The 24,658-nt window shown below is 51.9% G+C and carries 20 protein-coding genes; 10 read left to right on the top strand and 10 right to left on the bottom strand.

Translation table 11 applies throughout. From position 1 onward, the window contains the following. Positions 1 to 3 precede the first annotated feature (3 nt). From AMUC_RS04005 to guaB, 4 genes are all read right to left on the bottom strand, one after another. A complete protein-coding gene (locus tag AMUC_RS04005) occupies positions 4 to 642 on the bottom strand; it encodes an HAD family hydrolase (RefSeq protein WP_012419791.1) in 639 nt (212 codons plus the stop codon). Then, complete coding sequence (locus AMUC_RS04000) at positions 639 to 1,244, bottom strand: sugar O-acetyltransferase (protein ID WP_031930480.1); 606 nt, start codon at positions 1,242 to 1,244, stop codon at positions 639 to 641. Before AMUC_RS04000 ends, AMUC_RS04005 begins: the two co-directional genes overlap by 4 nt. Before the next feature lie 81 nt (positions 1,245 to 1,325). Continuing rightward, positions 1,326 to 2,849, bottom strand: coding sequence for a glutamine-hydrolyzing GMP synthase (gene guaA, locus AMUC_RS03995; protein ID WP_012419789.1), 1,524 nt, complete (start codon positions 2,847 to 2,849; stop codon positions 1,326 to 1,328). Between the two features lie 12 nt (positions 2,850 to 2,861). Beyond that, positions 2,862 to 4,313: an IMP dehydrogenase gene (guaB, locus tag AMUC_RS03990; protein ID WP_012419788.1), complete on the bottom strand. Its 1,452-nt coding sequence runs from the start codon at positions 4,311 to 4,313 to the stop codon at positions 2,862 to 2,864. 188 nt (positions 4,314 to 4,501) lie between these two features. On the opposite strand from guaB, the gene AMUC_RS03985 reads away from it, so the two are divergent. The 7 genes from AMUC_RS03985 (at position 4,502) to AMUC_RS03965 (ending at position 14,845) form a co-directional block, all read left to right on the top strand. Continuing rightward, positions 4,502 to 4,996 (top strand): low molecular weight protein-tyrosine-phosphatase, encoded by a 495-nt coding sequence (locus tag AMUC_RS03985; RefSeq protein ID WP_012419787.1) that lies wholly within the window; start codon positions 4,502 to 4,504, stop codon positions 4,994 to 4,996. 453 nt (positions 4,997 to 5,449) lie between these two features. After that, positions 5,450 to 11,266 (top strand): RHS repeat-associated core domain-containing protein, encoded by a 5,817-nt coding sequence (locus tag AMUC_RS03980; RefSeq protein WP_012419786.1) that lies wholly within the window; start codon positions 5,450 to 5,452, stop codon positions 11,264 to 11,266. Positions 11,267 to 11,307: 41 nt separating this feature from the next. Then, on the top strand, positions 11,308 to 11,823 hold the full coding sequence (locus AMUC_RS12520) for a hypothetical protein (protein ID WP_012419785.1): 516 nt from the start codon (positions 11,308 to 11,310) through the stop codon (positions 11,821 to 11,823). A gap of 312 nt (positions 11,824 to 12,135) precedes the next feature. Beyond that, positions 12,136 to 12,264: a hypothetical protein gene (locus AMUC_RS13015; RefSeq protein ID WP_256943615.1), complete on the top strand. Its 129-nt coding sequence runs from the start codon at positions 12,136 to 12,138 to the stop codon at positions 12,262 to 12,264. An 80-nt stretch (positions 12,265 to 12,344) separates the two neighbouring features. Further along, entirely contained in the window at positions 12,345 to 12,605 is a 261-nt protein-coding gene (locus AMUC_RS13165; RefSeq protein WP_343206492.1) for an RHS repeat-associated core domain-containing protein, read from the top strand. Between the two features lie 235 nt (positions 12,606 to 12,840). After that, the gene (locus tag AMUC_RS03970; RefSeq protein WP_012419784.1) at positions 12,841 to 13,497 is read left to right on the top strand and encodes a hypothetical protein; all 657 of its coding nucleotides are present in this window, start codon (positions 12,841 to 12,843) and stop codon (positions 13,495 to 13,497) included. Between the two features lie 463 nt (positions 13,498 to 13,960). Further along, positions 13,961 to 14,845, top strand: coding sequence for a glycosyltransferase (locus tag AMUC_RS03965; RefSeq protein WP_233420568.1), 885 nt, complete (start codon positions 13,961 to 13,963; stop codon positions 14,843 to 14,845). Positions 14,846 to 14,893: 48 nt separating this feature from the next. On the opposite strand, the gene AMUC_RS03960 is transcribed toward AMUC_RS03965, so the two are convergent. The 4 genes from AMUC_RS03960 to AMUC_RS13160 form a co-directional block, all read right to left on the bottom strand. Continuing rightward, positions 14,894 to 15,865: a D-alanine--D-alanine ligase family protein gene (locus AMUC_RS03960; protein WP_208012747.1), complete on the bottom strand. Its 972-nt coding sequence runs from the start codon at positions 15,863 to 15,865 to the stop codon at positions 14,894 to 14,896. A gap of 181 nt (positions 15,866 to 16,046) precedes the next feature. Next, positions 16,047 to 17,204, bottom strand: a complete 1,158-nt coding sequence (locus AMUC_RS03955; protein ID WP_012419781.1) for a phosphotransferase enzyme family protein — start codon at positions 17,202 to 17,204, stop codon at positions 16,047 to 16,049. 32 nt (positions 17,205 to 17,236) lie between these two features. Beyond that, positions 17,237 to 18,289, bottom strand: a complete 1,053-nt coding sequence (gene obgE / locus AMUC_RS03950) for a GTPase ObgE (protein ID WP_022197812.1) — start codon at positions 18,287 to 18,289, stop codon at positions 17,237 to 17,239. Positions 18,290 to 18,418: 129 nt separating this feature from the next. Continuing rightward, the gene (locus AMUC_RS13160; protein ID WP_081429107.1) at positions 18,419 to 18,598 is read right to left on the bottom strand and encodes a DUF805 domain-containing protein; all 180 of its coding nucleotides are present in this window, start codon (positions 18,596 to 18,598) and stop codon (positions 18,419 to 18,421) included. 576 nt (positions 18,599 to 19,174) lie between these two features. On the opposite strand from AMUC_RS13160, the gene AMUC_RS11845 reads away from it, so the two are divergent. After that, complete coding sequence (locus AMUC_RS11845) at positions 19,175 to 19,771, top strand: FHA domain-containing protein (protein ID WP_012419778.1); 597 nt, start codon at positions 19,175 to 19,177, stop codon at positions 19,769 to 19,771. Between the two features lie 24 nt (positions 19,772 to 19,795). Here AMUC_RS11845 and AMUC_RS03935 read toward each other — a convergent pair whose 3' ends face one another. Then, a complete protein-coding gene (locus AMUC_RS03935; protein WP_012419777.1) occupies positions 19,796 to 20,344 on the bottom strand; it encodes a methylated-DNA--[protein]-cysteine S-methyltransferase in 549 nt (182 codons plus the stop codon). 359 nt (positions 20,345 to 20,703) lie between these two features. Between AMUC_RS03935 and AMUC_RS03930 the strand changes: the two genes are divergently transcribed. Next, on the top strand, positions 20,704 to 21,402 hold the full coding sequence (locus AMUC_RS03930; protein ID WP_157738240.1) for a glycoside hydrolase family 16 protein: 699 nt from the start codon (positions 20,704 to 20,706) through the stop codon (positions 21,400 to 21,402). A 289-nt stretch (positions 21,403 to 21,691) separates the two neighbouring features. Here AMUC_RS03930 and ilvE read toward each other — a convergent pair whose 3' ends face one another. Continuing rightward, positions 21,692 to 22,558 (bottom strand): branched-chain-amino-acid transaminase, encoded by an 867-nt coding sequence (gene ilvE, locus AMUC_RS03925; protein ID WP_012419775.1) that lies wholly within the window; start codon positions 22,556 to 22,558, stop codon positions 21,692 to 21,694. A gap of 207 nt (positions 22,559 to 22,765) precedes the next feature. Here ilvE and typA point away from each other — a divergent pair, with 207 nt between their 5' ends. Continuing rightward, positions 22,766 to 24,601, top strand: a complete 1,836-nt coding sequence (gene typA / locus AMUC_RS03920) for a translational GTPase TypA (protein WP_012419774.1) — start codon at positions 22,766 to 22,768, stop codon at positions 24,599 to 24,601. Positions 24,602 to 24,658: the final 57 nt, after the last annotated feature.

Genomic DNA, 24,658 nt, shown 5'->3' with positions numbered 1-24,658 from the left:
TAATTATTTCTCAATGGACAGGAATAATGTCAATTCCTTTATGCTGGGAAAAACCTTTGAGGGGTTGGCTTTTTTCAATCCGTTGACATCTGCGGTCGTTGCCCAGGCGGCGGACAGGCAGGTCACCCCCGCTTTGTTGCAGGCGGCCACATCCGAAACCGCATCCCCGATATAGTAAAATTCATCTTTGTTCAAGCGGAAGTCATGCAGAAGTTCTTCAATGGCTTCCGCCTTGTTTGGTTTGTCTTCCGTTCCGGTCTTGATGGAACAGAACAAATTCCGCATGCCGAATTGCTCAAGCGTGATGCGGCAGCTTTTGTCTCCCTTCCCGGTAATCAGGGCGACAAGCACGCCAGCCTTTTGCAAGGTTTTTATCAATTCACGTATACCTTCATACGGAGACGGGCATGATTGATGCATTTCTTCATAAACCGGGTAGAAATCATGGAGAGCTTCCCGCCATTTTTCTCCAGCAACTTTCTTGATCATTCCTACTTCATTCAGGCCGAAAGTCTGCGTGATTTCCCGTTCGCTCAGCGTGTGTCCGGCATAGGGAGAAACTGCTTTTTCAAATGCCCTGATGCACATAGGGACCGTGTCCCCAATGGTTCCGTCCAGATCAAAAGCGATCAGCTTGATCATTGTTCCCGACTTCCGTTGATTTTACGAATAACCTTGCAGGGGTTCCCCGCCGCCAGGCTGTCGGGAGGAATATTTTTGGTGACCACGCTGCCGGCTCCGATGACGCTTCCTTTTCCGATGGTAATGCCGGGCAGGATAATGACGCCGCCGCCAATCCAGCAACCGTCTTCTATCGTTACGGGAAGAGCGTAGGTATGGCGGATGTATTCGATTCCTTCATCCGTTTCCACGGGAGTGAGGCGTTCATTCAGCTCAATGGGGTGTGTAGCGGTGTAAATCTGTACGTTGGGGGCGATCAGCACATTGTTGCCGATGGTGATCCTGTTGCAGTCCACGAACGTGCAGCCCGTATTGACGGTGACGTTGTTCCCGATATGGATGTTGCGGCCGTAATCGCAGATGAAGGAATGGCCGATGGAGACCTTGGTGCCGACGCTGCCCAGCATTTCCTTGAGCACCTGGCGCTTTTCCTCCTTATGGTCGTAAGGGAGGGAATTGTATTTCATCAGGAGCCGGTGCGTCTTGTTTTTGAATTCCAGAAACACCTTGTCATGGCAGTCGTACCATTCGCCCGCCATGCATTTTTCCAGTTCAGTCATTATTTTCTCCTTTCTTGATTTTTGTTACCGGAGAGGAGGAGCGGAGGCACCCTGCTGAACGGCCGTCAACAGGGTGCGGAAGCTTTACTCCCACTCAATGGAAGCCGGGGGCTTGGTGGAAATGTCGTAAAGGACGCGGTTGATGCCCTTTACTTCATTGAGGATGCGGTTGCTGGTTTCCCTCAGCAGGGCCGGGGGGAGTTCCACCCAGTCCGCCGTCATGGCGTCTTCCGACACGATGGCGCGCAGGTTGGTAGCCCATTCATAGGAGCGTTCGTCCCCCTTCACTCCCACCGTTTTTACAGGGATGAGGCCGGCATAGGCCTGCCAGACTTTGTCGTACCAGCCGTATTTTTTCAGATTGCCGATGAAAATGGCATCGCATTCCCGGATGATGTCCAGGCGTTCTTTGGTGACTACGCCGGGGCAGCGCACGGCCAGGCCGGGGCCGGGGAAGGGGTGGCGCCACAGAATGTCATGCGGGATGCCCATGGAGGCGCCCAGTTCTCGAACTTCGTCCTTGAACAGTTCCGCCAGGGGTTCCAGTACTTTCCCCTGCGCCTGGAGTTCCAGCACGCGTTCCACGCGATTGTGGTGGGTCTTGATGACGGAGGCCTTGGATTTGGCGTTGGAGGCGCTTTCGATCACGTCCGGGTACAGGGTGCCCTGGGCGAGCATTTCCGCGTCTCCCACGGCATCCCAGAAAACGTCGATGAACAGGCCTCCGATGATACGGCGTTTCTTTTCCGGATCGCTTTCTCCGTCCAGAGCCGCCAGGAAGCGTTCGGAGGCATCCACCGTTTCAATTTCCACGTTCATACGGGCGAAATTGGCCCGCACTTCCTCTGCCTCGTTTTTGCGGAGCAGACCGTTATCCACAAAGATGGCGCGCATGTTCACGCCCGCTTCATGCAACAGAACGGCCAGAACGGTGCTGTCCACGCCGCCGGAGACGCCGCAGACCACCTGCCTGTTGCCTACGCGTTCCCGGATTTCCCGGATGAGTTCCCTTTTAAAGTCTCCGATGTCGAACTTTTTAAGGTTGGCCGCACAGGAAAGGAAGTTGCGCAGGATGGTGCGCCCTTCATGGGAATGGGTCACTTCCGGATGAAATTGGATGCCGAAGGTGGTTTCTCCCCATTGGAGGGAGACGGGGACGCCTTCCGCATTGCGGGCGATTACGCGGCAGCCTTCCGCCAGATGGTCCACCGTGTCCGAATGGCTCATCCATACCTGGGAGGAAGGGGACATGTCCCGGTACAGGCCCACGCAGGTTTCCGGCAGCAGGGCGGCGGGGCCGTATTCCCGCTTGTTGCTGGCTTTTACGGTGCCGCCGTGCTTGATGTTCAGCAGCTGCATGCCGTAGCACACGCCCAGGACGGGGACATTCAGGCTTTGGAGCCATTCAAAGTCAATGTCCGGGGCGTCCGCATCCGTGGTGCTTTTGGGGCCGCCGGAAAGGATGACGGCGCCGGGTTCGTGAATCTGGTCCAGGTCTTCCAGCGCATACAGCTTGGCCATGTAGCCCAGTTCGCGCACGCGGCGTACGATGAGCTGGGTGTATTGGGAGCCGAAGTCAATGACGGCTACGAGGTGCTTGTCGTCCATGTGAGGGAGGAGTTAACAGGAATAATTGACGGGTTCTTCCGTGATGGTGATATCGTGGGGATGGCTTTCCTTCAGCCCGCCGGAGGTGATTTGAACGAACCGGGCCTTGTTCCGGAGTTCCTCCAGATTGTGCGCACCCAGATAACCCATGCCGGAGCGCAGGCCGCCCATGAGCTGGAATACCACGTCCGCCAGCATGCCTTTATACGGAACGCGCGCTTCCACGCCTTCCGCAACGAGCTTGCCGGAGCTGTTCTGACCGTAGCGGTCGCCGGAGCCGCGGCGCATGGCGCCCAGGGAGCCCATGCCGCGATACTGCTTGAAGTGGCGGCCCTGGTAATGAACCACCTTGCCGGGGCTTTCTTCCGTACCTGCCAGCAGTCCGCCCAGCATTACCAGGTCGGCGCCTGCGGCCAGGGCTTTGACAATGTCTCCGGAATAGCGGATGCCGCCGTCCGCAATGACGGTGACGCCCGCGGGACGCGCCACGGAGGCTACCTCCTGAATGGCGGTGAATTGGGGCATGCCCACGCCGGATATGACGCGGGTAGTGCAAATGGAGCCGGGGCCCACGCCCACCTTGATGGCCTGCACGCCCGCCTTGATGAGATCGGCTGCCCCTTCCGCCGTAACCACGTTGCCGGCCACGATGGGACGGTCCGTCAGCTTGCGGAGGTTGGAAACCACGTCCATCACGCGGGTCGTGTGTCCTGTGGCGGCGTCAATGAACAGGGCGTCCGCTCCGGCGGAAATCAGGGCTTTGGCTCGGTCCAGATAATCGGGGCCGACACCCACGGCGGCGCCGCAGCGCAGGTGGCCGTGTTCATCCTTGGAAGCGTCTGCAAACATGGCGCGCTTCTGGATATCCGTTTCCGTGATAAGGCCGGCCAGTACGCCGTGTTCATCCACCAAAGGAAGCTTTTCAATGCGGTGGGTGTAAAGGATGTGGCGCGCTTCCTCAATGGTCGTGATGGGAGCTGCCGTAATTAGGCGGGAAAGGGGGGTCATTACGTCCTTGACCTGGACATTTTGGTAATCGTCCACGCCGCGCATGTCGCGGCCGGTGATGATGCCTTCCAGCTTGCGGTTGGCATCCACGACGGGGAAGCCGGAGTAACCTTGATCCATCATGATCTGGTGGACTTCTTCCAGCGTCATGTCCTTGTTGACCGTGACGGGGTTCGGGATGACCGCGTTTTCAAAACGCTTCACGCGGGAAACCATGGCCGCCTGGATGTCAATGGGGTTGTTGCGGTGGATGACGGCCAGGCCGCCTTCCCGCGCCAGGGCAATCGCCAGTTCCGATTCGGAAACGGTATCCATGGCCGCGGACAACACGGGGATTTTCATGTCAAAGCCGGGAACAAGCTGGGAACTGATGTCTGCATCGCCGGGAAGAATCGCGCTCAGGCGGGGCAGCAGGAGCACGTCATCAAAACTTAATCCAAGAGGGAAATCTGCCATGCGATAATCTACAGCCGGACATCCTCTAACGCAAGCCGAAACACAGGAGAATCTTATTTTTGAATGAGCGGCACAGTTCCTTTCTCTGCCCCATGCAATATTCGTGGGTGTTTCCGTTTCCCATGCATAAACTCTTCCCTCTTGAAATGGGGCTGCCGCCTGCCTATCCTGAAAAAGAAATGACGTCCATGAATGCTCCCGAACCTTACCGAGTCCTGTTTGTCTGTCTGGGCAACATCTGCCGCTCTCCTGCCGCTGAAATCATTTTCAAAAAAATGGTCGCAGAACAAGGTTTGGAACATTTGGTTGAGAGCGATTCCGCCGGAATGATCGGTTATCATCGGGGCTGCCCTCCGGATAGCCGGATGCTGACGGCACTGAAAAAATACGGATATGAGGATCCGGGACTTAAGTCGCGCCCCGTGCGGAAAGAGGATTTGGAACAATTTGACCTGATTGTGGGAATGGACCGTGAAAATCTGCGGGATTTGAAACGATTGGATAAAAAGGGACAATGGACAGGCAAAATAGTGCCCATGTGTTTTTTCACGACTCGTTTTCCGGATGAAGAAGTACCGGATCCCTATTATGGGGGACAGGAAGGCTTTGAGCATGTGGTAAAATTGCTGCAGGACGGTTGCGGCAATCTGCTGGAGCGTTTGAAGGAGCAGCTTTCCTTGTAAAATTCAGGAATGGATGCTCGGATGTGGGTAGTTTATCCTGCTTTCTTTCCGTTCGGATATGTCAGGGATGCTGAACATGCCCGAAGGCGATAGCCGTTTTTATGGATTTTGGATTTCTTTTTCAATTCAGGGAGATCATGCTTTTTCTGTTGAAGATTTCATGAATTCATGTTAAACGAAAAATTGCTGTGTTTCATGGCGTGCAGTTAAAGGCCATTTGGATATGCTACTTCCGGAATTTTCCATATGGGCCAGAGTTTTCCATTCGGAAGTGCGCAGAGAAGAAATGTCACCATATATTGAACACGGCTAAGGCCAGGAGCATCCCGTGTTGGACGTGTTGAAACAGGAGGTTTTGTTGTTATGGATAAGGAACGGATAAAAATTATTGCAGTTTTTCCAAGATTGGGATGATGCAATGTTTGCGTTTCAATAGCTAATCCGATTCAAACCATGAAAGAACAATCCTTTGATAACTATGTCAATTCCCTGACGGGCATGAGCAATTCCAATAGCGGAGCTCCCTCCGCGATCGACGAACAAGCGCCAACGGACGCTTTTGAAAGAAGCTGGGACTGGGATTTTGAAGTCAGGGAGCTGGGGCCTGATGAAACGGCCGAATGCAAGGTGACCATGGGCGCCGACGATCTGGCTAACTTGACCGTGGATGGAGAAGAACGGCTGGACATCGGCCCGCGCGGACAGTACGGAGGCGGCAGCTACGAGCCGCAGACGGCTTCTTTCAGCATTGAGCCCGGAATGCATCGGGCACATGTGGACTATAGCAATATTTCCATTCCCAATGCCAATAACAACATTGCCAAATTCACCTTTGACCTGAAGGTGGAAATTACCAACCGGCAAACGGGTTCTTCTTCTTCCTATGTGCCCCCGGAGACGGAAACGGAGCCAGTGGACAACAACGACGAGGGCGATGATGATCCATGCGGAGGCTCCAGCAGTGGAAGCAGCAGTTCTCCCAACAGCAGTTCCAGCAATCCGTGCCCGAATGGCGACAACGGCGGAGATGAGGATGAGATTGATCCGGACAATCCATTTTCCCCGGATGACTGCATGGACAACCGGGGCGGTTCCCCCGGCGCGTCTGCCGTGCGCAGCCTGGTTTCCTCCGCCTCCGCCTATGGAAAGTTCTCTTCCGCAGGCAAACGGGTGACTGCCCAGACGCGGAAAACCAGCATGGTATGGCGCACCAGCTTCGGTTCCTTCCGCGGTATGGAAGGCGTGCCGTACGGGATGCTGGAGATCGTGGCTTATAACTTCTCTTCCAGGTTGTGGACGCCCGCAGCCCTGCAATACCTGCATCCCATGGCCAGCTGTATTTTGCCCCCTTCCGGTCGGGAGCTGGGGGCTGACATGGCATTCCAGATCCGGAACGGAGGCACCCGCGCCAACTATTACTGCTATGCCGGCGCGGCCAGTGCAGGCTCCATCGGCGGCTCGCAGAAAAGGACGGGTTCCGTTTCCATGGCGTATGCCGCGGCAGAGGGGCGTGCCGTCTCGGCTTCCGCCAGCGCGGCGGAAATGAGGGTCAGCAACGCCAGGGGCAATACAGTCATCTACGGCGGTTCTTCCGTTTCCGCTTTGGGTGCGGCCTCCGGCTACCGGACCAAGCTGGGTTCTTCTTGGACAGCTCAGGATTTTGCCAATTACCTGGACATCGTCCGAAGCGCGGATGATGTCATCCGCCAGGTCTGGAACCTGTGGGACGGTCTGGCCAATATTGAAAACGTGACGGATACGGGCTATGTGATCGCCTTTTATCTGCCCGAGCAGGTGGGGGCCAAAAATGTCTCCACCGGTCTTTACGCCGTTACGGGGACGCCTTTTAAAATCTTCACCATTGAGGGCAATACGGAAACCGGCAAGCTCACCGTCACGGAGCAGGCGGAAGGGCGCGCGCCTTACGTCACCCGCTACTGGCAGGGGACGGGAGGGGCCTGGTGCATGTCCCAGGGGGAAGGGGAAGACTCTATTTTCACGATCCGTGAAAGGCAGGAGGTTTCTTCGGGGATTTGGAAACTCTTCACTACCGTGCAGCGCGGGGAAAACGGCACTCCTATTTCCCGGGTGTGCGAAACCTATGAACAGGGCCGCAGCGGCAACCTGTGCACCAGCCGTATTGAGGCTTATGGAACCGACTATGCCCGTGAAACGACTTACGCTTATAACGCCGTGGGCAAACTGATCCGGGAGACGGCTCCCGACGGAAGCGAGAAGACCTGGTCCTACGACGCCTTCGGGCGTGAAACCGTCCGGATGGAACCCTGGGCGGGCGGGGGAAGGAAGGGCACCTACACCTATTACCGCTGCTCCGACCATGCCGATCCGGATATTGCGCACCAGTACGTGGTGCTCACTATGAACGCCGCACGGCTGGCGGATACGCATTACACCTATACGGAAGCCAACCATGTGCGCCGTGTGGAAAAACGCACCACGGCGTTGGGTGCGGAGGGAGAACAGCTGGAAGTGACGGAAACGTGGCTGCCGGCGGCGCCCAACGAATACGCCCGGGGGAGGCTGAAGATGAAGCAGTCCGCCAGCGGCGTGCAGACGGTCTATGGCTATGAAGCGGCCAGCCAGTACGGCGCCCTCTACAGGGAGACCAGGGAAACGCAGATAGCGGGGCAGGCCGTGCCGGGGCACAGCACGAGGAAAGTCACGTACGTTTCCGTTCAGGGAAATAACACGCGCATTGAGAAATACGCCTTGCTGACGGATGGAACCTGGACGCTGACGGATACGGCGGATTACGAATACGACAGAGAAAACCGGTGGATTAAGCGTACGCGCGGCAACGGCAGAGTGACGGAACGGGAGATGATGTGCTGCGGCCCCTTGTGGGAAAAGGATGAAGACGGCATCATGACCACCTACTCCTATAATACGGCGCGCCAGCTGGTGGAAGTCAGCCGGTCGGAAGTCGCGGACGGAGAAACGGTCGTCACTCCTGAAACCATCGTCAGCTACAAGCGGGACGCCTTCGGCAGAATCCTGCAAACGCGCCGGGACGTCGGCCCCATGACGACGACGGAAAGCAAGGTTTACGATCTGCTGGGGCAGCTGGTGCAGGAAACGGATGTCTTAGGAAGGAGCAGTACGCGTGCCTACAGTGCGGACGGCCTGACGGAAACCGTCACCACGCCGACGGGAGCGACGCTCGTCACTATCCGCCATGCGGACGGAACCGTGCTGGAACAAAGCGGCACGGGGCAGAGGCATCTCCTCTGCCGTACGGAATACTCCGCGGAAGGCGTGGTTCGTTCCACGCTTCTTCCCCGGGCGGAGGGAGAACCGGAGCTGGTGGAACAAACCGTCACGGACGGAAGGGGCAACATGGTGCGTGTCTCCCGGGCGAACGCCAACGGAGGCCTTGTTCATGACCGGCGCGTTTTTGATCTGAACAATAGGCTTTTGCGGCAGCAGGTGGATGGAATGGCTCCTTTGCTTTATGACTATGACCCGTTTGGCAATATCGTCAAAACCACGCTCAAGCTGGCCGAGAACCCCACTCCCGCCAACTCCCTCGTCACGGAGTACGCCTATGCCCGCCGGCAACGGGAAGACGGCGTGTACCGGGTAACCACAGTCACGCGCTGCAACAGCCAGGGAACAACATATGCGGAAAGCACGGCCGAGCTGGTTTCTTTCCTGTCCTCCTCGCTGGCCGGAAAAAACATCTCCACCGATCCGCGGGGCAATGAAACCCTGCAATGGACGGAATACACGGCTCCGGCCAGACGGACGGTAAAAACGCAGTCCCCGGCTTCTTCCGTCATTGCGGAAACTGTCGTCATAGACGGGTACACCGTATCCCGGAAAGACCATGCGGGTGTTCTGACCGCCTCTTCCCGCGCTTATACGGCCAGCGGCAGCACGGAGACTTATACGGACGCCCGTGGCAATGCCGCCGTTACCGTCTTTGACATCGCCGGCCGTGAAACAGCCAGGACGGATGCAGCCGGCAATACGACCACCATCCAGTATGACCCGTCCACAGCTTCTCCCTCCTGCGTCACGGATGCTTTGGGCAACACGGCCTGCTACGCTTATGACCCGCGGGGACGCAAAACCGCCGAATACGGTACGGCCCTCCAGCCCTCCGTCTTTGCGTACGATGATGCGGACAGGCTGGTATCCCTCATGACATTCCGCGTTCCGGGGGAAACCATCGCTGCCGATCCGCGGGAACGGACGGACGGGGACATGACGACGTGGGGCTACGACGACGCCTCCGGCCTGATGACGGCTAAAACCTATGCCGACGGCCATGGGGAAAGCTACTCTTACGATGACTGGAACAGGCTGGCGGTTAAACGACAGGCCCGGACGGTGGACGGGCAGGGAACGCCTCTGGCAACTTCTTATGCCTATGATCCGCAGACGGGCAACCTGGTCTCCGTCATTCACAATGATGCGACTCCTTCGCTCAATTATGTCTACAACCACCTGAACCTGCTCACTCAGGTTGCGGATGATTCCGGAACAAGGATGTTGGCTTACAACCAATATAATGAAGCGGAATCGGAAACTACGGCAGGACTGGCGGCAAGCGCGCTCAACTATTTGCGCGACGGTTTGGGGCGGCCTTCGGGCTACAGTCTGCATTATGGAGAGGGTATTGTCCAGCAGACGGCCTGGGAATATGACGGCTGCGGACGTCTTTCTACGGTCTCGCTCAATAACGGCGCCGATCCCTTCGTCTATGGCTACCACGCCGTCAACGGACTGCTGGAAACGCTCGACTACCCCAATACCCTCCGGAGATGGTACACCCGGGAAGAAAAACGGAATCTGCTGACCGGAATCGACTATCTGCGTCCCGGCAGCGCCAATTATCCGGCCAAAAACGACTATGCCTACGACGCGCTGGGAAGGCCCACGGAAAAGAAGGACTACTTCAATACCCCCGCTCCCGACCTGACGCACAGCTACAGTTACAACGGCCGCGGCGAACTGGCCGCCGACGCGATGAGCCGGGGAGGAACGTATTCCTATGCGTACGACAACATCGGCAACCGCGTCACCTCTCGGGAAGGTTCGGGCGCGTCAGCGGAGGCGTACACGGCCAATAATCTGAACCAGTACACGGCCATCACCCGGGAGGAAGGAGCGTCTTTTGCACCTGCCTATGATGCCGACGGCAACCAGACGAAGATTCAAACGTCTACGGGAGAATGGGAAGTCTCTTATAATGCCCTGAACCAGGCGGCAAGGTTCATTCAGGGGAACAGGCGGGTGGAGTGCCGCTACGACTATCTGAACAGACGGATTGAGAAAGCCGTCTATGAAGGAGAGATCCTGATGTCGAAGAAACGGTTCATCTATCACGGCTACCTGCAAATCGCGGAACTGGATGCCGCCGCGACGGAATCAGCGATGCCCGTACTGCGAAAAACCTATCTGTGGGATCCGCTGGAACCGGCAGCCACGCGCATCCTGGCCATGAGCCTCTTTGATGAGACGGGAACCTGGGTGGAAAACCTGTACTACACGCACGACCTGTTGAAAAACACCACGGCGCTTTTCGGCATCAGAGCGGGACGCCGCGCCTTGTACGAATACGGCCCGTATGGGAATATTCTCAGGATGGAAGGGAATGCCGCAGAGGACAATCCGTTCCGGTTTTCCAGCGAATACGCTGATGACGAACTGGGGCTGGTTTACTACAATTACCGCTATTATAATCCCCAAAATGGCAGGTGGATTAGTAGAGATCCTATTATAGAGAAACAGAAAGATAATGTTTATTCATATGCGTATAACACACCTTCTATTTTGATTGATGTGCAGGGGCAATTCGCGTTTGCGATTGCTCTATTTAATCCTATAGGAGCGGCGGTGGTAGCGGCGGCGGCAGTAGGTGTAGCTGTTGCGGTAGTGGTGGTAGTTGCCGAAAAAGTAATAGATGAAATAAGCTCGGATACTACAAAGAAAACAGTTCCAGAAACAGTTCCAATAGCAATTCCTCAAAAACCTAGATATGGAAATTGTTCAAAACAAAGACATAGTGAATTAAATAAAGAGGTTGGTCGTAAGTGCAAAGGTTCATCAATGCATTGTAAAAACAAAAATATGTGTAAAAATGAAATAGAAAGAAATATAAAAAGATTTCAAGACTGTATTGATGCAAGAACAAAAATAAATAATGAATGCTTCAATGGTGGAGATAATGCACATAATGATGAAATTGAGCGCGCTTTAGCGGGCAAAAAACGTTGCCAAGATAAACTCAATCAATTATTATGAAATTCTCATAGTCAAAAAATAAATTAAATTTTTTATCTATTATGGATACTAATTTATTGTCCTATCAATCCTTTCTTGATATAATGAAGGTTATATATCCTGTGTTTCCGCTTCCAAATAATAAACAATTCAAAATATGCATTGATTTTATAAAGTCTGAATCTTTTGCGCTGCCTGTAATTGAATTTTGTGAATATGTCCATGTTTATAAAATAAATTGGTTAAAATGTTCATGGGAGTATGATTTAATGCCACTTGAATATGATACAACAATTTTGCCGCATTATATATTTTCAACATCTTTTCTTAGGTATTATTTTCCGACATGTTTAAATTTAACTATTAAATATTTTTTTGGTGATTATCATAAATATGAAATTGGAAATATCGATTCATTTGTAGGATATACAATTGGTGCTGTTATTGAAAATTATAAGAATTTAAATGAAAGTGAAAAGAATTTGTTGGGAAGAATATTAAAACTAATGGAAAATAATTCGTTTTATGATTATAAAGATGAATGTATAAAATTGAAAAATAAAATTATGAATAATTAGATATAATAATTTATATTATCGTTCTATCCCCAAGATTGAGGATATAGAATTTTCTTTATTATATTCATCATATATCGAATGATCATGTGGAATATATCTGATTCGACATTTCGAAGAAGATATCTAAAAGTCCCTTTCATATCCTTTTCCAGAAGAAACTGCATATCAAATTCTTTCTAATGGTTAATATAATATAGCAGATCTAAATTGGAACAGAAATATTCAATAAGAATGGCCAATGGTTCTTACAAAATCTTGAATTAATAGTATTATGAGGCCATATTACAATATGATTGGACAACGGAATCAGCGATGTCCGTACTGCGAAAAACCTATCTGTGGGATCTGCTGGAACCGGCAGCCACGCGCATCCTGGCCATGAGCCTCTTTGATGAGACGGGAACCTGGGCGGAAAACCTGTACTCACGCACGACCTGTTGAAAAACACCACGGCGCTTTTCGGCATCAGAGCGGGACGCCGCGCCTTGTACGAATACGGCCCGTATGGGAATATTCTCAGGATGGAAGGGAATGCCGCAGAGGACAATCCGTTCCGGTTTTCCAGCGAATACGCTGATGACGAACTGGGGCTGGTTTACTACAATTACCGTTATTATAATCCCCAAAATGGCAGGTGGATTAGTAGAGATCCTGCCAAAGAAGAAAAAACTAACAATTTATATTGGTTTGTCAGAAATCATCCGTCAATACATTTGACATATTGGGAAGACAATGTCCAGATATGTCATGGGTACAACCAGCTGCTATGGACGCATATATAAAGCACATTGAAAATTATTCTAAAAAATTGCAAGATTGTTTAAATGACTGTGAAAATCGTTTACAGGCACAATGTGGAGGATGGTTAAATTTCATATGAGCGTGCACAACAATTTAACTCTTCTATTGGAGGACCGTCTGTAGAAGAGAATAAAATTCAAGGCATTCTATTTATTATTGCATCAGCTTTTATTTTTGTTGACAATAGAAATTGTAAATTAAAATGCAAACAGATATATGATTAAATCAATCAAAATTATGAGAAAAATATTTCTGTTTTTTATTTTATTATTCCCGATGAGTGTCTATTCTGATGTGAATAATTATCAGGATTCAGACTATGTTAAAAACGATTTTTCAATAAAAGAACAAGAATATTTAAAAAAGTATATACTTCAATCTTCTGCATTCTTAATGCGTGCTGTAGGTAATTCCAAGTATTCTTCTTCTATATTAAGTGATCAAAATAACCACTTTATATTGGAGCAGTCTATGAATTTTTATCGGAAATTCGATGTTAAATATTTACCGAAGATAGTTCAAAAATATCTTTTTCAGTGTTTTCTTATAAATCAAATGATAATTAGCAAGAGTGAACGTAATTATTTCAAAACCGTGATTTTGTTAAATAAAAAGAAAGTAATTGAAAATCAATTTTATAATGAAATGAAGAAACATGGATATGATTGGAATAGTAGAAGCATATTGGCTCATTTCATAGGAAAAAATCCGGAAGACGTTCTGAAAAGATTAGTTACAGACAGTTTTGAAAAAATTGCCGGGAACAGAACGATAGCTATTGATCCCAAAGATAAAAGAACGATGGAAATAATCATAAAAAATGCATACGTTGAATTTGCCAATTATTTAGATGATGAATCTCAGAAAAAGTAATTAATTTCTTGAAACAAAAGTTATCTGATAAAGAAGAGAATTAAATTGAATAGGTTTTTTATTGGTTGCATCTTTTTGTGGAGATCGATGTTTTAGTTTAAGTGATATATTAATATTATTTAAAAACAGAACGAAAAAAGATTTAGTGCAAATTTTGCAATAAATGTTTATTGATTAATGGAATTGTTTACTTTAAATTTGTTTTATTCATTTTTTCTATTTTCATCTGAATAATTTTCTGAATATCAATAGTCCAAATGTTCTGAAAATCTTACGGCAAGACTATTCTACATAAATCCATTAATTAATGATACATTCTCTCTATATTGTTGGATTTCCATCCCTTTACGGCGGTGCGGGAGCCGAGCTTTATCACCAGATTAAGGTTTGGAGACAGATGGGGATGGAAATGCATCTTATCCCCACCCAGAAAAATGCATACTGTGCCGGGCTTTATCCGGAGATGATGAATTTGGGTGTTACGGTGCATGAAGGCTATGATTGGGAGGCCATTCCGGCAGGGGCTCCCGTCATCAGTTTTTGTAATGAAGAGTTTCTGGCTGCTCTCCCGAAGATACGAAAACGGACGAGAAGGACAGTTTTCGTCAATTGCATGACCTGGCTTTTCGGCAGGGAAAAGGAAGCCATGAAGCGTGGAGATATTTCCCTGTTTCTTTATCAAAATAGCAACGTAATGGGAAACGTCATTCCTCGCCTGAGGGCTTTAAATCCCGACCCGGCCATCCGGTTCATGACGTTTAGGCCGTATTTTGATGCGGCAGATTTTCCTTTTATTGCAGGGCGTTCCACGGACTGGTTTGGAGCCGGACACATTTCCCGGCAGGATGAAGATAAGTTCAGCAAGGATACGTGGCATATTTACGAGCATTTTGCTTCTCCGGTCCGGAAGAGGGGAACTTTTCTCGGTTTTGACCAGCGGAGCGAGGCGAAGACTGGCAGGCCTCCCGATTGGGTGGAGACTTTCCATGATCAAAAGTCTTTGTCCCAACAGGAGTTTTACCGACGCTGCCACATCGTTTTGCAGCCTACCGATACGACGGAGAATTGGCCGCGTGTGGGTTTTGAGGCCATGGCAAGCGGGAGTGTGCTTGTTGTGGACAGGCGCGGAGGGTGGGAACAAATGGTGGAACACGGGAAGACCGGATGGCTGTGCGAATGCCCCGGGGATTTCATCACGTACGCCACTAAAATGGCTTGGGAGCCCCACTACCGGGAAGACATGGCCGCTGCCGCCCGTGAGCGGGGCATGGCCCTGGGCGGGCAGGAAGCTTCCATGGAAAGCTGGCAGGAGGTGTTTGAGGCAATCAGCCGGATACCTGATTCCTAACTGCCGTTTTTGTTCTGACCGGAATGCGAACCGCTTCTTTCCTGCGGGTCAGATGAGCCATGTGCCGTATTGGCGGAGGTTTTTCTGCCTGTCCATGCTGTAGGCGATAATGTATTTGAGGAGGTCCGCCTGGGAGTAGCCGTGTTCTGCGGCCGCCAGGCAGATGGAGCCGCTTTTGCCCAGGTGGCAGCAGATGTTCATTTCCAGAATGCGCCGTTCTCCCGTCTCGAAGTCGATTCTATAGTCGATGCGGAAATAGTCCATCGGCCCCAGAGCGCTCCAGATTTTCCGGACGTCACTGGCGATGTCCTGCTCCATATCCTGAACGGAGACCAGCTGATAACCCAGATGGTCGTGCAGTTTCAGGTCTTCCGTGATGATGCTGCCTGGTTTGTCGGATTTCGGCTGCACATATCCCAGGATGACGGGGTTTTCCCCACCCAGTACGGGAACGGTGACGTCAATGCCTTCACAGTATTGTTCCACGAGCACTTCGTGCCCTTCTTCCATCAGGCGCCGGGCGCATGAACCCACGGCTTTCCAGGAGCTGCAGATGCTGTCTTCCCGGATGCCGCCGGAAGCGGCTCCAAAACGCTTTTTGACAAAATAGGGGCCAGGGAAGGGGGCCTGGGCCGGAATACCTTTTTCTCCGGAAAGTCCAATGCCTTCCGGAACGTTCAATTCCAGGGAGCGGAATACCATTTTGGTCAGAAATTTGTCTTCCGCTATGGCGCGGATGTTGGGCGGGGCGCCCAGGTAGGGAACCTGAATGAATTCGCAGTAAGAAGAAATGAATATTTCAGGCCTGGACATGGCGAACCTGTTCATCAGGGAGAATACATAGTCCACGTTTCCCTTGGCGAATTGGACGGAATAGGGTTTGGAGGAGGAGACGACGTCGTAGCCTATGTCCTGGATGGCTTTATAAATGTTGTAGTGGTACTGAGGGTAGCCTCCATTGCCTGTGTAGGGTTTTTTGGAGAAATCGGGAGCGTCTGGGGCATATGGAGCCAGGAACATGATCCTTGCCGGCTTGCCATATTGATTGAGTTGGATGTCTGGTATTTCAAACATGGCTTGGCTATTGCGTGTAATGTTTCTTGGATTATGGAATGGGCAGCCATGTTCAAATAATATAAAAAAGAAGGGACGGCATAGCCGTCCCCGGAGGTAGTGGAATGGAAGAAGGAAAAGCTTTTCCCTATTTTCTGGACATCCCCCTGGCGACGCGCTTGACGTATTGTTCCATGGCAGGAAGTTCCTGTTCAATGCATTCCACCAGTTTTAGCTGCGTACGGCAGCGGATGAGATTGTGGTTCGGCCGTGAGACCTTGAAGTATGGGTCGCCTTCCAGATAGTCCGTCAGGAAACGGATGCCGATTTCCAGCGTGATGAGTTTTCCTGAAAAGGCAAGCTGGTCTATTTCCGCCTGGGTCAGGAAGCCGTGGGCAGCGGTCAGATACCCTTCTACGATAGATTGGAACATGGGCATGCGCATGCGCACCTTGTCCAGGTCTTCTTCATCTTCTTCCGTAGGCGGAGTGACGGTGCGCACCATATCTCCGAAGTCGTACAGTACAAGGCCGGGCATGACCGTATCCAGGTCAATGACGCAGACGGCGTGGTCGGTGTCCTCATCCAGCATGACATTGTTGATTTTGGTGTCGTTATGAGTGATGCGGGTGGGAAGAACACCTCTTTCCTGAAGATTCAGCAACCGATCCACATCCTGCTCTCGGGCTTTAATGAATTCCAATTCAGGCAGACAGGTGGAGAGACGCCCCTGCGGATCCAGCTCCGCCACTTCCATCAGGCGGTTGAAGCGGTTCCGGGTATGATGGAAGCCAGGTATGGTTTCCACGATGTCGTCCGGATTCATGTCACTAATCAAATCCTGGAAGGACCCAAAGGCAAATCCTGCCTGGTAGGCCTGGCGGGTGTTTTCCACCACGTCGTAGGTGTGCGTGCCGGCCAGGTAGTTGTAACAGCGCCAGATGCCGTCACCGGGGATGTCAATGTAGTTGCGTCCTCCCCGGGCCGGGTAGAGGTTGAGGGTTTGGCCGGCGGAATCCTTCAGGCGGCGCAGGACTTTCCAGTTGATGTGGCGCGTGACTTTTTCCACGTTGCGCATGACGGCTTTGGGGTCTTTGAAGACGTAATCGTTAATGCGCTGGAGGATATAGGAATCTTCCGTCCCGTCGCTTTTACGGTAGGTAGCCTTGTAAGTGGTGTTGATGTGTCCGCTGGGTATTTCCTTCCCGGTGACGAATTCCCCTTCAATGGCGAAGAGGTCTCCAATTCCGGCGATACGGCACAGAAGCTGGTCGGAAGCTGTCGTTACGGAGAGAGGGGCTGTCATGTCAAAGGTTGAAAGAAAGTTGAATGAATAAGTTAACGGATGAATTTATAACCTACAAGCTCATCAAGCCTGTTCCTGAGCCGGGAAATACCGTCTCCATTGAGCGCGGAAATGGGGATGATGTCCACTTTCGGGAAACGCATGCGGAAGTTAGCCAGATTTTCTTCCGCTCCTTCCAGGTCCATTTTGTTGGCGACGACAAACCAGGGCTGTTTGGCCAGGTCTTCGCTGTACAGTTTAATTTCCGTGCGGAGATTTTGAAGGTCTTCAATGGGGTCGCGGCCTTCGCTGCCAGCCATGTCCAGAACGAAGACGAGCACCTTGCAGCGCGTGATGTGGCGCAGGAATTCATGTCCCAGGCCCCGGTTGTTGTGTGCGCCTTCAATGATGCCGGGAATGTCCGCCACAACGCAGCGGCGAAAGCTGTCGAATTCCACCACTCCGATGATAGGCTGAAGCGTGGTAAAAGGATAGCTGGCTACTTTGGGCTTGGCTTCCGAAATGTCTCCCAGCAATGTGCTTTTCCCCGCGTTGGGGTAGCCTACCAGCCCGGCGTCCGCAATGCGGCGCAATTCCATAAAGAAGACGCCTTCCTCCCCTTCCGTTCCCATCTCGGCTTCCGTAGGCGCCTGGTTGGTCGCGGAACGGAAATGCCAGTTTCCCTTGCCGCCGAGGCCGCCCTGGCACAACGTGAACCGGGTGCCGATTTCCGTCAGATCCGCTATTTTTTCCAGTTCAATGCCTTCGCCTTCCCGTTCCAGCCAGGTCGCCTCCGCCATGGAGGATGCATTGCTGCGGTAGATAATGGTACCGGGGGGCACTTTCCCGATGACGGATTTGCCGTTCTTGCCATGTTTCTTGGCGCTTTGTCCGCCTACCCCGTCCGTGGCGATTAATTTTGGATCATAAAAAAAAGAACGCAGGTCATTCGTGTGCGGATCCACTTCCAGAATGACGCTTCCGCCATCGCCTCCATCACCGCCGTCCGGGCCTCCCTTGGGCACGAATTTGGCCCTTCGGAAGCTGACCAGCCCGTTTCCTCCCTTTCCTGCCCTGGCGAATATGCGGATGTTGTCAACAAACATGGTCTGAATATGAAACATTTTCCTTCAAAACGCAAGACATGTGCAGGGCTGCACGGTTTTTCCACGGTGTAGGCCGCTGACTTTCCCGTGAAAGAGGATTTCGAATCATTACGGGAACTCCGGATGTTTTTACGATGCCCCGGATTGATTTGTGCCATGCTGGCTGTCTTCACAGTAATAAATGAAGAGAAAAATTCCTCTTATTAAAATAATCAGGGACAGCGGCAGCGACATGCCGCTTTTATTGGTGTCATGCAGACGTCTGCATGTAACGGACGGGGAAGGGAACCCAGGGTGAATAAACTCCATGCCAGAAGAGGAGCGGCAGATGCCAGACAGCAGAAAAAATTTCAGTTGAGTTCTTTTGATTTAAGCCGCTCCAGGCAAATAAAAAAATTATCGAGATAGTGAAGGACATGTCCAAAGGCAGGACGGCAGTTTGCGCGTATATCCAATCCCTATGTTCCGGGAGGGCGGCCCTCCCGGAAAACGGTATGTTTGAAAATGGCCTGTTTAGCGATTCCCAACAAGTTGTCCCCCTTGAAGATTGTCGTTTGCGCAGTGTTCGTGTCCGGCATGATCCGTCGCAGTTTCGGAAGGTCTGTTTCCAATCAGGAAAAAAATTGATTCAGTATTTCATGTAATGTTTTAAAATGAGTGGATTACTTATGGAAAACTTCCCCGGAGGCCACTATAATTGCTTAAAATATTTTTTGAAAGTATGCGGGAAAAATAAAAATTGAGGAGGATGAACCCATATCATGAATCTGCATGGAATTCTGTCTTTCTGGGGAAAGGCGGATATCGCCATTTTTCTTATACGTGATGGGCAAACGGTCTTTTGGATTGAAAATGAATATGGGCGTGGCATGATTTCCAGGAATCATGCCACGCCTTTCCATCCACCTTCCCGACGGTTCTGAAAAAACCATAGTTCTTCCGAAGAACGGTGAATATTTCGCACGCATCGGACGTGACGAGCATTGCGAGATTGTGCTTCCCTTTCAGTCGGTTTCCGGAGAGCATGCCTTGCTTCAGTTTAAGGAAGGGGGATATGTCCTGGAGGACCTTGGTTCTACTAATGGAACTAAAATCAACGGCCTGACGCCGATGGGCGCCGCAACCCTTTACGATGGCGATGAAATCGCTTTGGGGGATGCCAGGCTCCGGTTTGCGGAAGAGCCATCTCCGGGATTTTCTGCCGAATTATCCGGGAGAGAAGAAGAGGCCGCTCCTTCGATCGCTATGCGGAACTTACAGCAGTTGGCGGATGAAGCCGCCCGCACGACCCGGAATCATTATTTATGGATGGCCCTTTATGCCGTCCTGATATTTTTTCTGGCTGTGTTTGCCGGATTAACCTACAAACATTACAGGGTAACGGGTGAATTGCTGCCTCTTCAATGGCTGGGTATTGAATCCCCCAAGGCCGCCTTGAAATCCATGCCTCTTCCTCAGACGGAAAACGGTATGCAGCTCTGACCGGAATTTTCCAGTCCTGCCGTTTTATGGACTGGCCGGAGTATTTCCGGGCATGCGTTCCACATCCGTGAATAATGTGAAAGGAGTGGCGGAGCCCTGTTCCAATTCCAACAGGTATTGTTTAATGGTCAGGCCGCTTGCATAGCCGGTCAGTTTGCCGTCGGCTCCGATGACTCGGTGGCAGGGGATGATGATGCCGACAGGGTTCCGGTTGTTGGCTTGTCCTACTGCCCGGCATGCTGATGGGCGTCCTATTCGCCGGGCAATGTCTCCGTAACTTCTGGTTTCTCCATAGGGGATGGCTTGAAGGGCTTTCCAGACCGTTCGTTCAAATTCGGTTCCTTGGGGAGAAAGCGGCACGTCAAATACGCGGCGGGAACCTTGAAAATATTCATCCAGCTGGTCAGCCGTTTGACGCAGCAGAGGTGTTTCCTCCCATTCCAAATGCTCCGGCTGTGCCATGCGGCTGAAGAAAAGATGGGTGACGGCTGTGCCGTTTTCCACAATCACGACAGCACCTGCAGGCATCTGGTGGAGGAGCGCCCGGCCATGGGGAGGGAAAGTGGTTTTCATATCATGACCATAGCATGCGCCGGGTTAAGGGTTCTATTCATTTTGCAGGATATTTCGCCATTTGACAGGGGAAAGGAGGTATGTGGTCCCGAATGATGTATTTTGTTTGAAAGGCTGCGGAACTAGGTGCAGTATTGCTCCGTATGAAGAGCCTATTTGCCGTGTTGTTGACTGCATGCCTTTGCATGTCTGTAAAGGGAGAAGATTCCAAACCTCCGAGGACCCTCCCCGGCGGGTGGGTTTATGTCTGGGGTGACGAGTTCAACGGTTCCAGGATAGACGCCAAAAAGTGGAAACCGGAGTTGGGAGTAATCCGTAACCAGGGCTCCCAGCAGACTTATACAGGCCGACCCAAGAATATGAGATTGGAGGATGGCTGCCTGGTTTTGGAAACCCATTTTGAAAAGTTCGCCAATGTCAATTATAAGAAAAGTTCCGCGGATTGGATCAAGAATACCAAGTTCATGCCCTATACCTCCGGTTCCGTTACGACGATCAAAACAAAAAATTTCATGTTCGGCAGACTGGAAGTGCGTGCCAAGGTTCCCAAAACCAAGGGCATCTGGCCTGCCATCTGGTTGCTTGGCAAGAATAAATGGGGCTGGCCCGTCAACGGGGAGATTGATATGCTGGAGAATATTTCCCAACAGCCGGATGTGGTTTATTCCACTTTCCACTTGAGTCCGGACGGCGTGTCCACAAGGGACGCTTCCCGCGGAGGGACTGTGAAGATAGAGAATCTTTCCGATGATTTTCATACCTATGTCATGGAATGGGACAAGGATTCCATCAAGTTGATGGTGGATGACAAGCTGGTGAAGTCCATTGACCTTAATACCACTAATTATGCCAATGGGGCGGGGAATCCGTTCCGTACGCCGTTCTATCTCATTCTCAATTCCGCCGTGGGCGGCACCTGGTGCGAGAAAGCTCCTAAAGACGGGCAAGGGTATCCTGTAAAATTCCTGATTGATTACGTTCGGTTCTATCAGACGAAAGAACATGCCCAGCAGGCTAAGCAGTTTGACCCGGAAACCGGCCTGCCCAAGAAGAAATAGCCTTTTTTCAGGTTGAGGCATGTCCGGCGTGGCGGCCGGACATGCAAGATGTCGCTTGCCTTGTCATTTCACAAGCGACGCGGCTTTTCATACTGGATTCTTCTGCAGCGTTTCGGAACGGGAGGCCGTGAAGGTCACAAGCCTTCATTTCCAGAGGAGACTGCCGTATAGCCCCGCGGGAATGTGCTTACCTGTGTTTTCTTTTTTATATTTAACGGAATAGCACAAAAAAACGGCTCCGTCATCTGGCGGAGCCGTTTTCGTTGGTCCAAAAAAGGGTTGGCTGGTTCTAACAGGATGTTCCCGTGGTCTGGGCCAGTTCCTGGAAACGGGCCAGGATTCGAGCTGTGACAGGACCGATTTTTCCTGAGCCCAGCTGATAGCCGTCCAATTTGGTCACGGGAACGCATTCTGCGGCAGTGCCGGTCAGGAAGCATTCGTCCGCACAGGTGATGGTAAAGCGGTTCATGGTCTTTTCCTGAGCCGGGATTTGCAGCTCCCGGCAGATTTCCAGCACTACCCGGCGCGTGATGCCGTCCAGGCAGCCGTCCGTAACTGGCGGTGTGAACACGGTACCGTCCTTCACAATGAAAATGTTGTCGCCCGTGCATTCGGCCACATTACCCAGGTCGTTCAGCATCAGGGCTTCCGCCGCACCCTGGCGCACAGCTTCCATTTTGGCCAGGATGTTGTTGAGATAATTGAGCGACTTGACCTGCGGACAAACGGTGTCCGGACGGTTGCGGCGCACGGAGCTGGTAATCAGGGCCAGCCCGTTTTCATATACGTCCGGATCGTACAGGGAGATTTTATCCGCAATGATGAAGACGCAGGACCGTTTGCAGTTGAATGGGTTGAGCCCCAGATTGCCGACGCCGCGGGTAACCACCAGACGGATATAGCCGTCGTTCAGGCCGGAGGCCGCGACCGTTTCGCATACGGCGTTGGAGAGTTCTTCCTGAGTGTAAGGAATATCCAGCAACAGATAATGGGCGCAGTTGTACAGGCGGTCCATGTGGTCTTCCAGGCGGAAAACGCGCTTGTTATAGAACCGGATACCTTCAAAAATGCCGTCTCCATAGAGTGTGCCGTGGTCGAAAACCGAGGTTTTTGCTTCCTCCTGTTCCACCAGCTTTCCATCTAACCAAATCTTCATTGTTATCTAGAATTGAGAAATTACTTATGCCGGAGCAGAATACTCCTATTTGAGGAGGGGGGGAAGCTATAAATTCACCGGAGGAAAATAAAAGTTCCATCGCTTGCGGCGATGGCGGCAGGGAGGCTTGCAAACGCTGAAAATATAGTCGGTATTCATGGAGCAGACTTGACATTTATTTTCCGGTGTTTTTAGCTCTCGCGCGCAATGTCAGATCCTTCCAAGTTCCGCAATCTCGCCATCATCGCTCACGTTGACCATGGGAAGACGACCCTGGTTGACCAACTTTTGCAGGCGGGAGGCGCCTACCGGGCCAACCAGGCCGTGCAGGAACGCGCCATGGATTCCATGGATCTGGAACGTGAAAAAGGCATCACGATCAAGGCCAAGAATACATCCATCCTCTGGAATGGATACACGATCAACATTGTGGATACTCCCGGACACGCGGATTTCGGCGGGGAAGTGGAGCGCGTGATGAAAATGGTGGATGGCGTGCTTCTGGTGGTGGACGCTTTTGAAGGGCCGCAGGCCCAGACGCGTTTTGTGCTCCGCAAGGCCCTTCAGGAAGGGCTGATGCCCATTGTCGTCATTAACAAGATCGACCGTCCGCATGCCGATCCCGCCGCCGTGCATGACCAGGTGCTGGAGCTTTTTCTGGAGCTGGGCGCCACGGATGAACAATTTGAAGCCCCTTTCGTGTACGGTTCCGCCCGCGACGGTTACTTCATGAATTCCATGGAGGGGGAACCTCCTGTGGACTGCACTCCTCTTTTATTCAAGATTGTGGAACATATCCCCGCTCCGAAGGATGCCGATCCGGAGGGTGAATTCAAGATGCTCGTTTCCAATATTGACTGGGACGATTATGTGGGCCGTGTGGCTATCGGCCGCATTACCTCCGGCACTGTGAAGAAAGGGGACACCGTGTGGCTCCATCAGAGCGACGGCTCCTGCATTTCCGGAAAAGTGACCCGCATGTTTGAATATTCCGGCCTGAGCACTACGGATTCGGCCATCGGCGTGGCAGGCAACATCGTAGGGGTGGCGGGGTTTGAAAACGTCAATATCGGGGAAACCTTGGGCGGTTCCGCGGATACGGAGCCCCTTCCATTCGTGGCGATTGATCCTCCTACCATTTCCATGGAATTTTCCATCAACAACGGGCCTTTCGGAGGGCGCGACGGCAAGAATGTGACTTCCCGCGTGATACGCGACCGCCTGATGAGGGAAATGCGGACGAATATTTCCATCCAGGTGGAGGATACGGACAAGGCCGGCGTTTTCTCCGTTTCCGCCCGCGGCGCCATGCAGATCGCCGTGCTGGTGGAGACTATGCGCCGTGAAAATTATGAACTGTGCGTTTCCCGTCCCACCGTGATCATGAAGAGGGATGAAAACGACCGCCTTACGGAACCGTATGAAACGATGTACGTAGAAGTTCCGGACGAACATGCCAACGGCGTCATGAAGCTTCTTCACGCCCGCAAGGGACAGATGGAAGACATGGTATGCAGGGAAGGCACGGGCCATACTTTTATTCAGGCTTATATTCCCACCCGCGGTATTATCGGTTTTGAATTTGAGCTGGTCAATCTGACGTCCGGCCACGGTATTTTCTCCCACCTGTTCCGGGATTACGGGCCTTATGCCGGGGACATCACCACGCGTACCACCGGCACCCTGGTTTCCATGGAGACGGGCGTTTCCACTCCGTTCGCGCTGGTAGCGCTGGAAGAACGCGGGCGTCTGTTTGTGGGGCCGCAGGAAGATATTTACGAAGGCCAGATTGTAGGCGAAAACCCGCGGCAGATGGATATGCCGGTCAACCCGTGCAAGGAAAAGCATTTGAACAATATCCGCTCAGCCACGAAGGGAGACGGCATCCAGCTTTCCCCTCCCGTCATTTTTTCTCTGGAACGTGCCATTGAGTACATTGAACCTGATGAACTGGTGGAGGCTACGCCTCATTTTATCCGTCTGCGCAAGCGCATCCTGAACGCCAATGACCGCGTAAGGGAATCCCGCAAAGCAGGAAATTAAGGTTCCTGGAGCGCTGGGGAAAGGCTTCTGTGTTCAAAGCGGCGCCGGGGTAGGGCC

The sequence above is a fragment of the Akkermansia muciniphila ATCC BAA-835 genome, assembly GCF_000020225.1.
GTDB classification, from domain to species: domain Bacteria; phylum Verrucomicrobiota; class Verrucomicrobiia; order Verrucomicrobiales; family Akkermansiaceae; genus Akkermansia; species Akkermansia muciniphila.
This window is presented reverse-complemented; position numbering and strand designations above follow the sequence as displayed.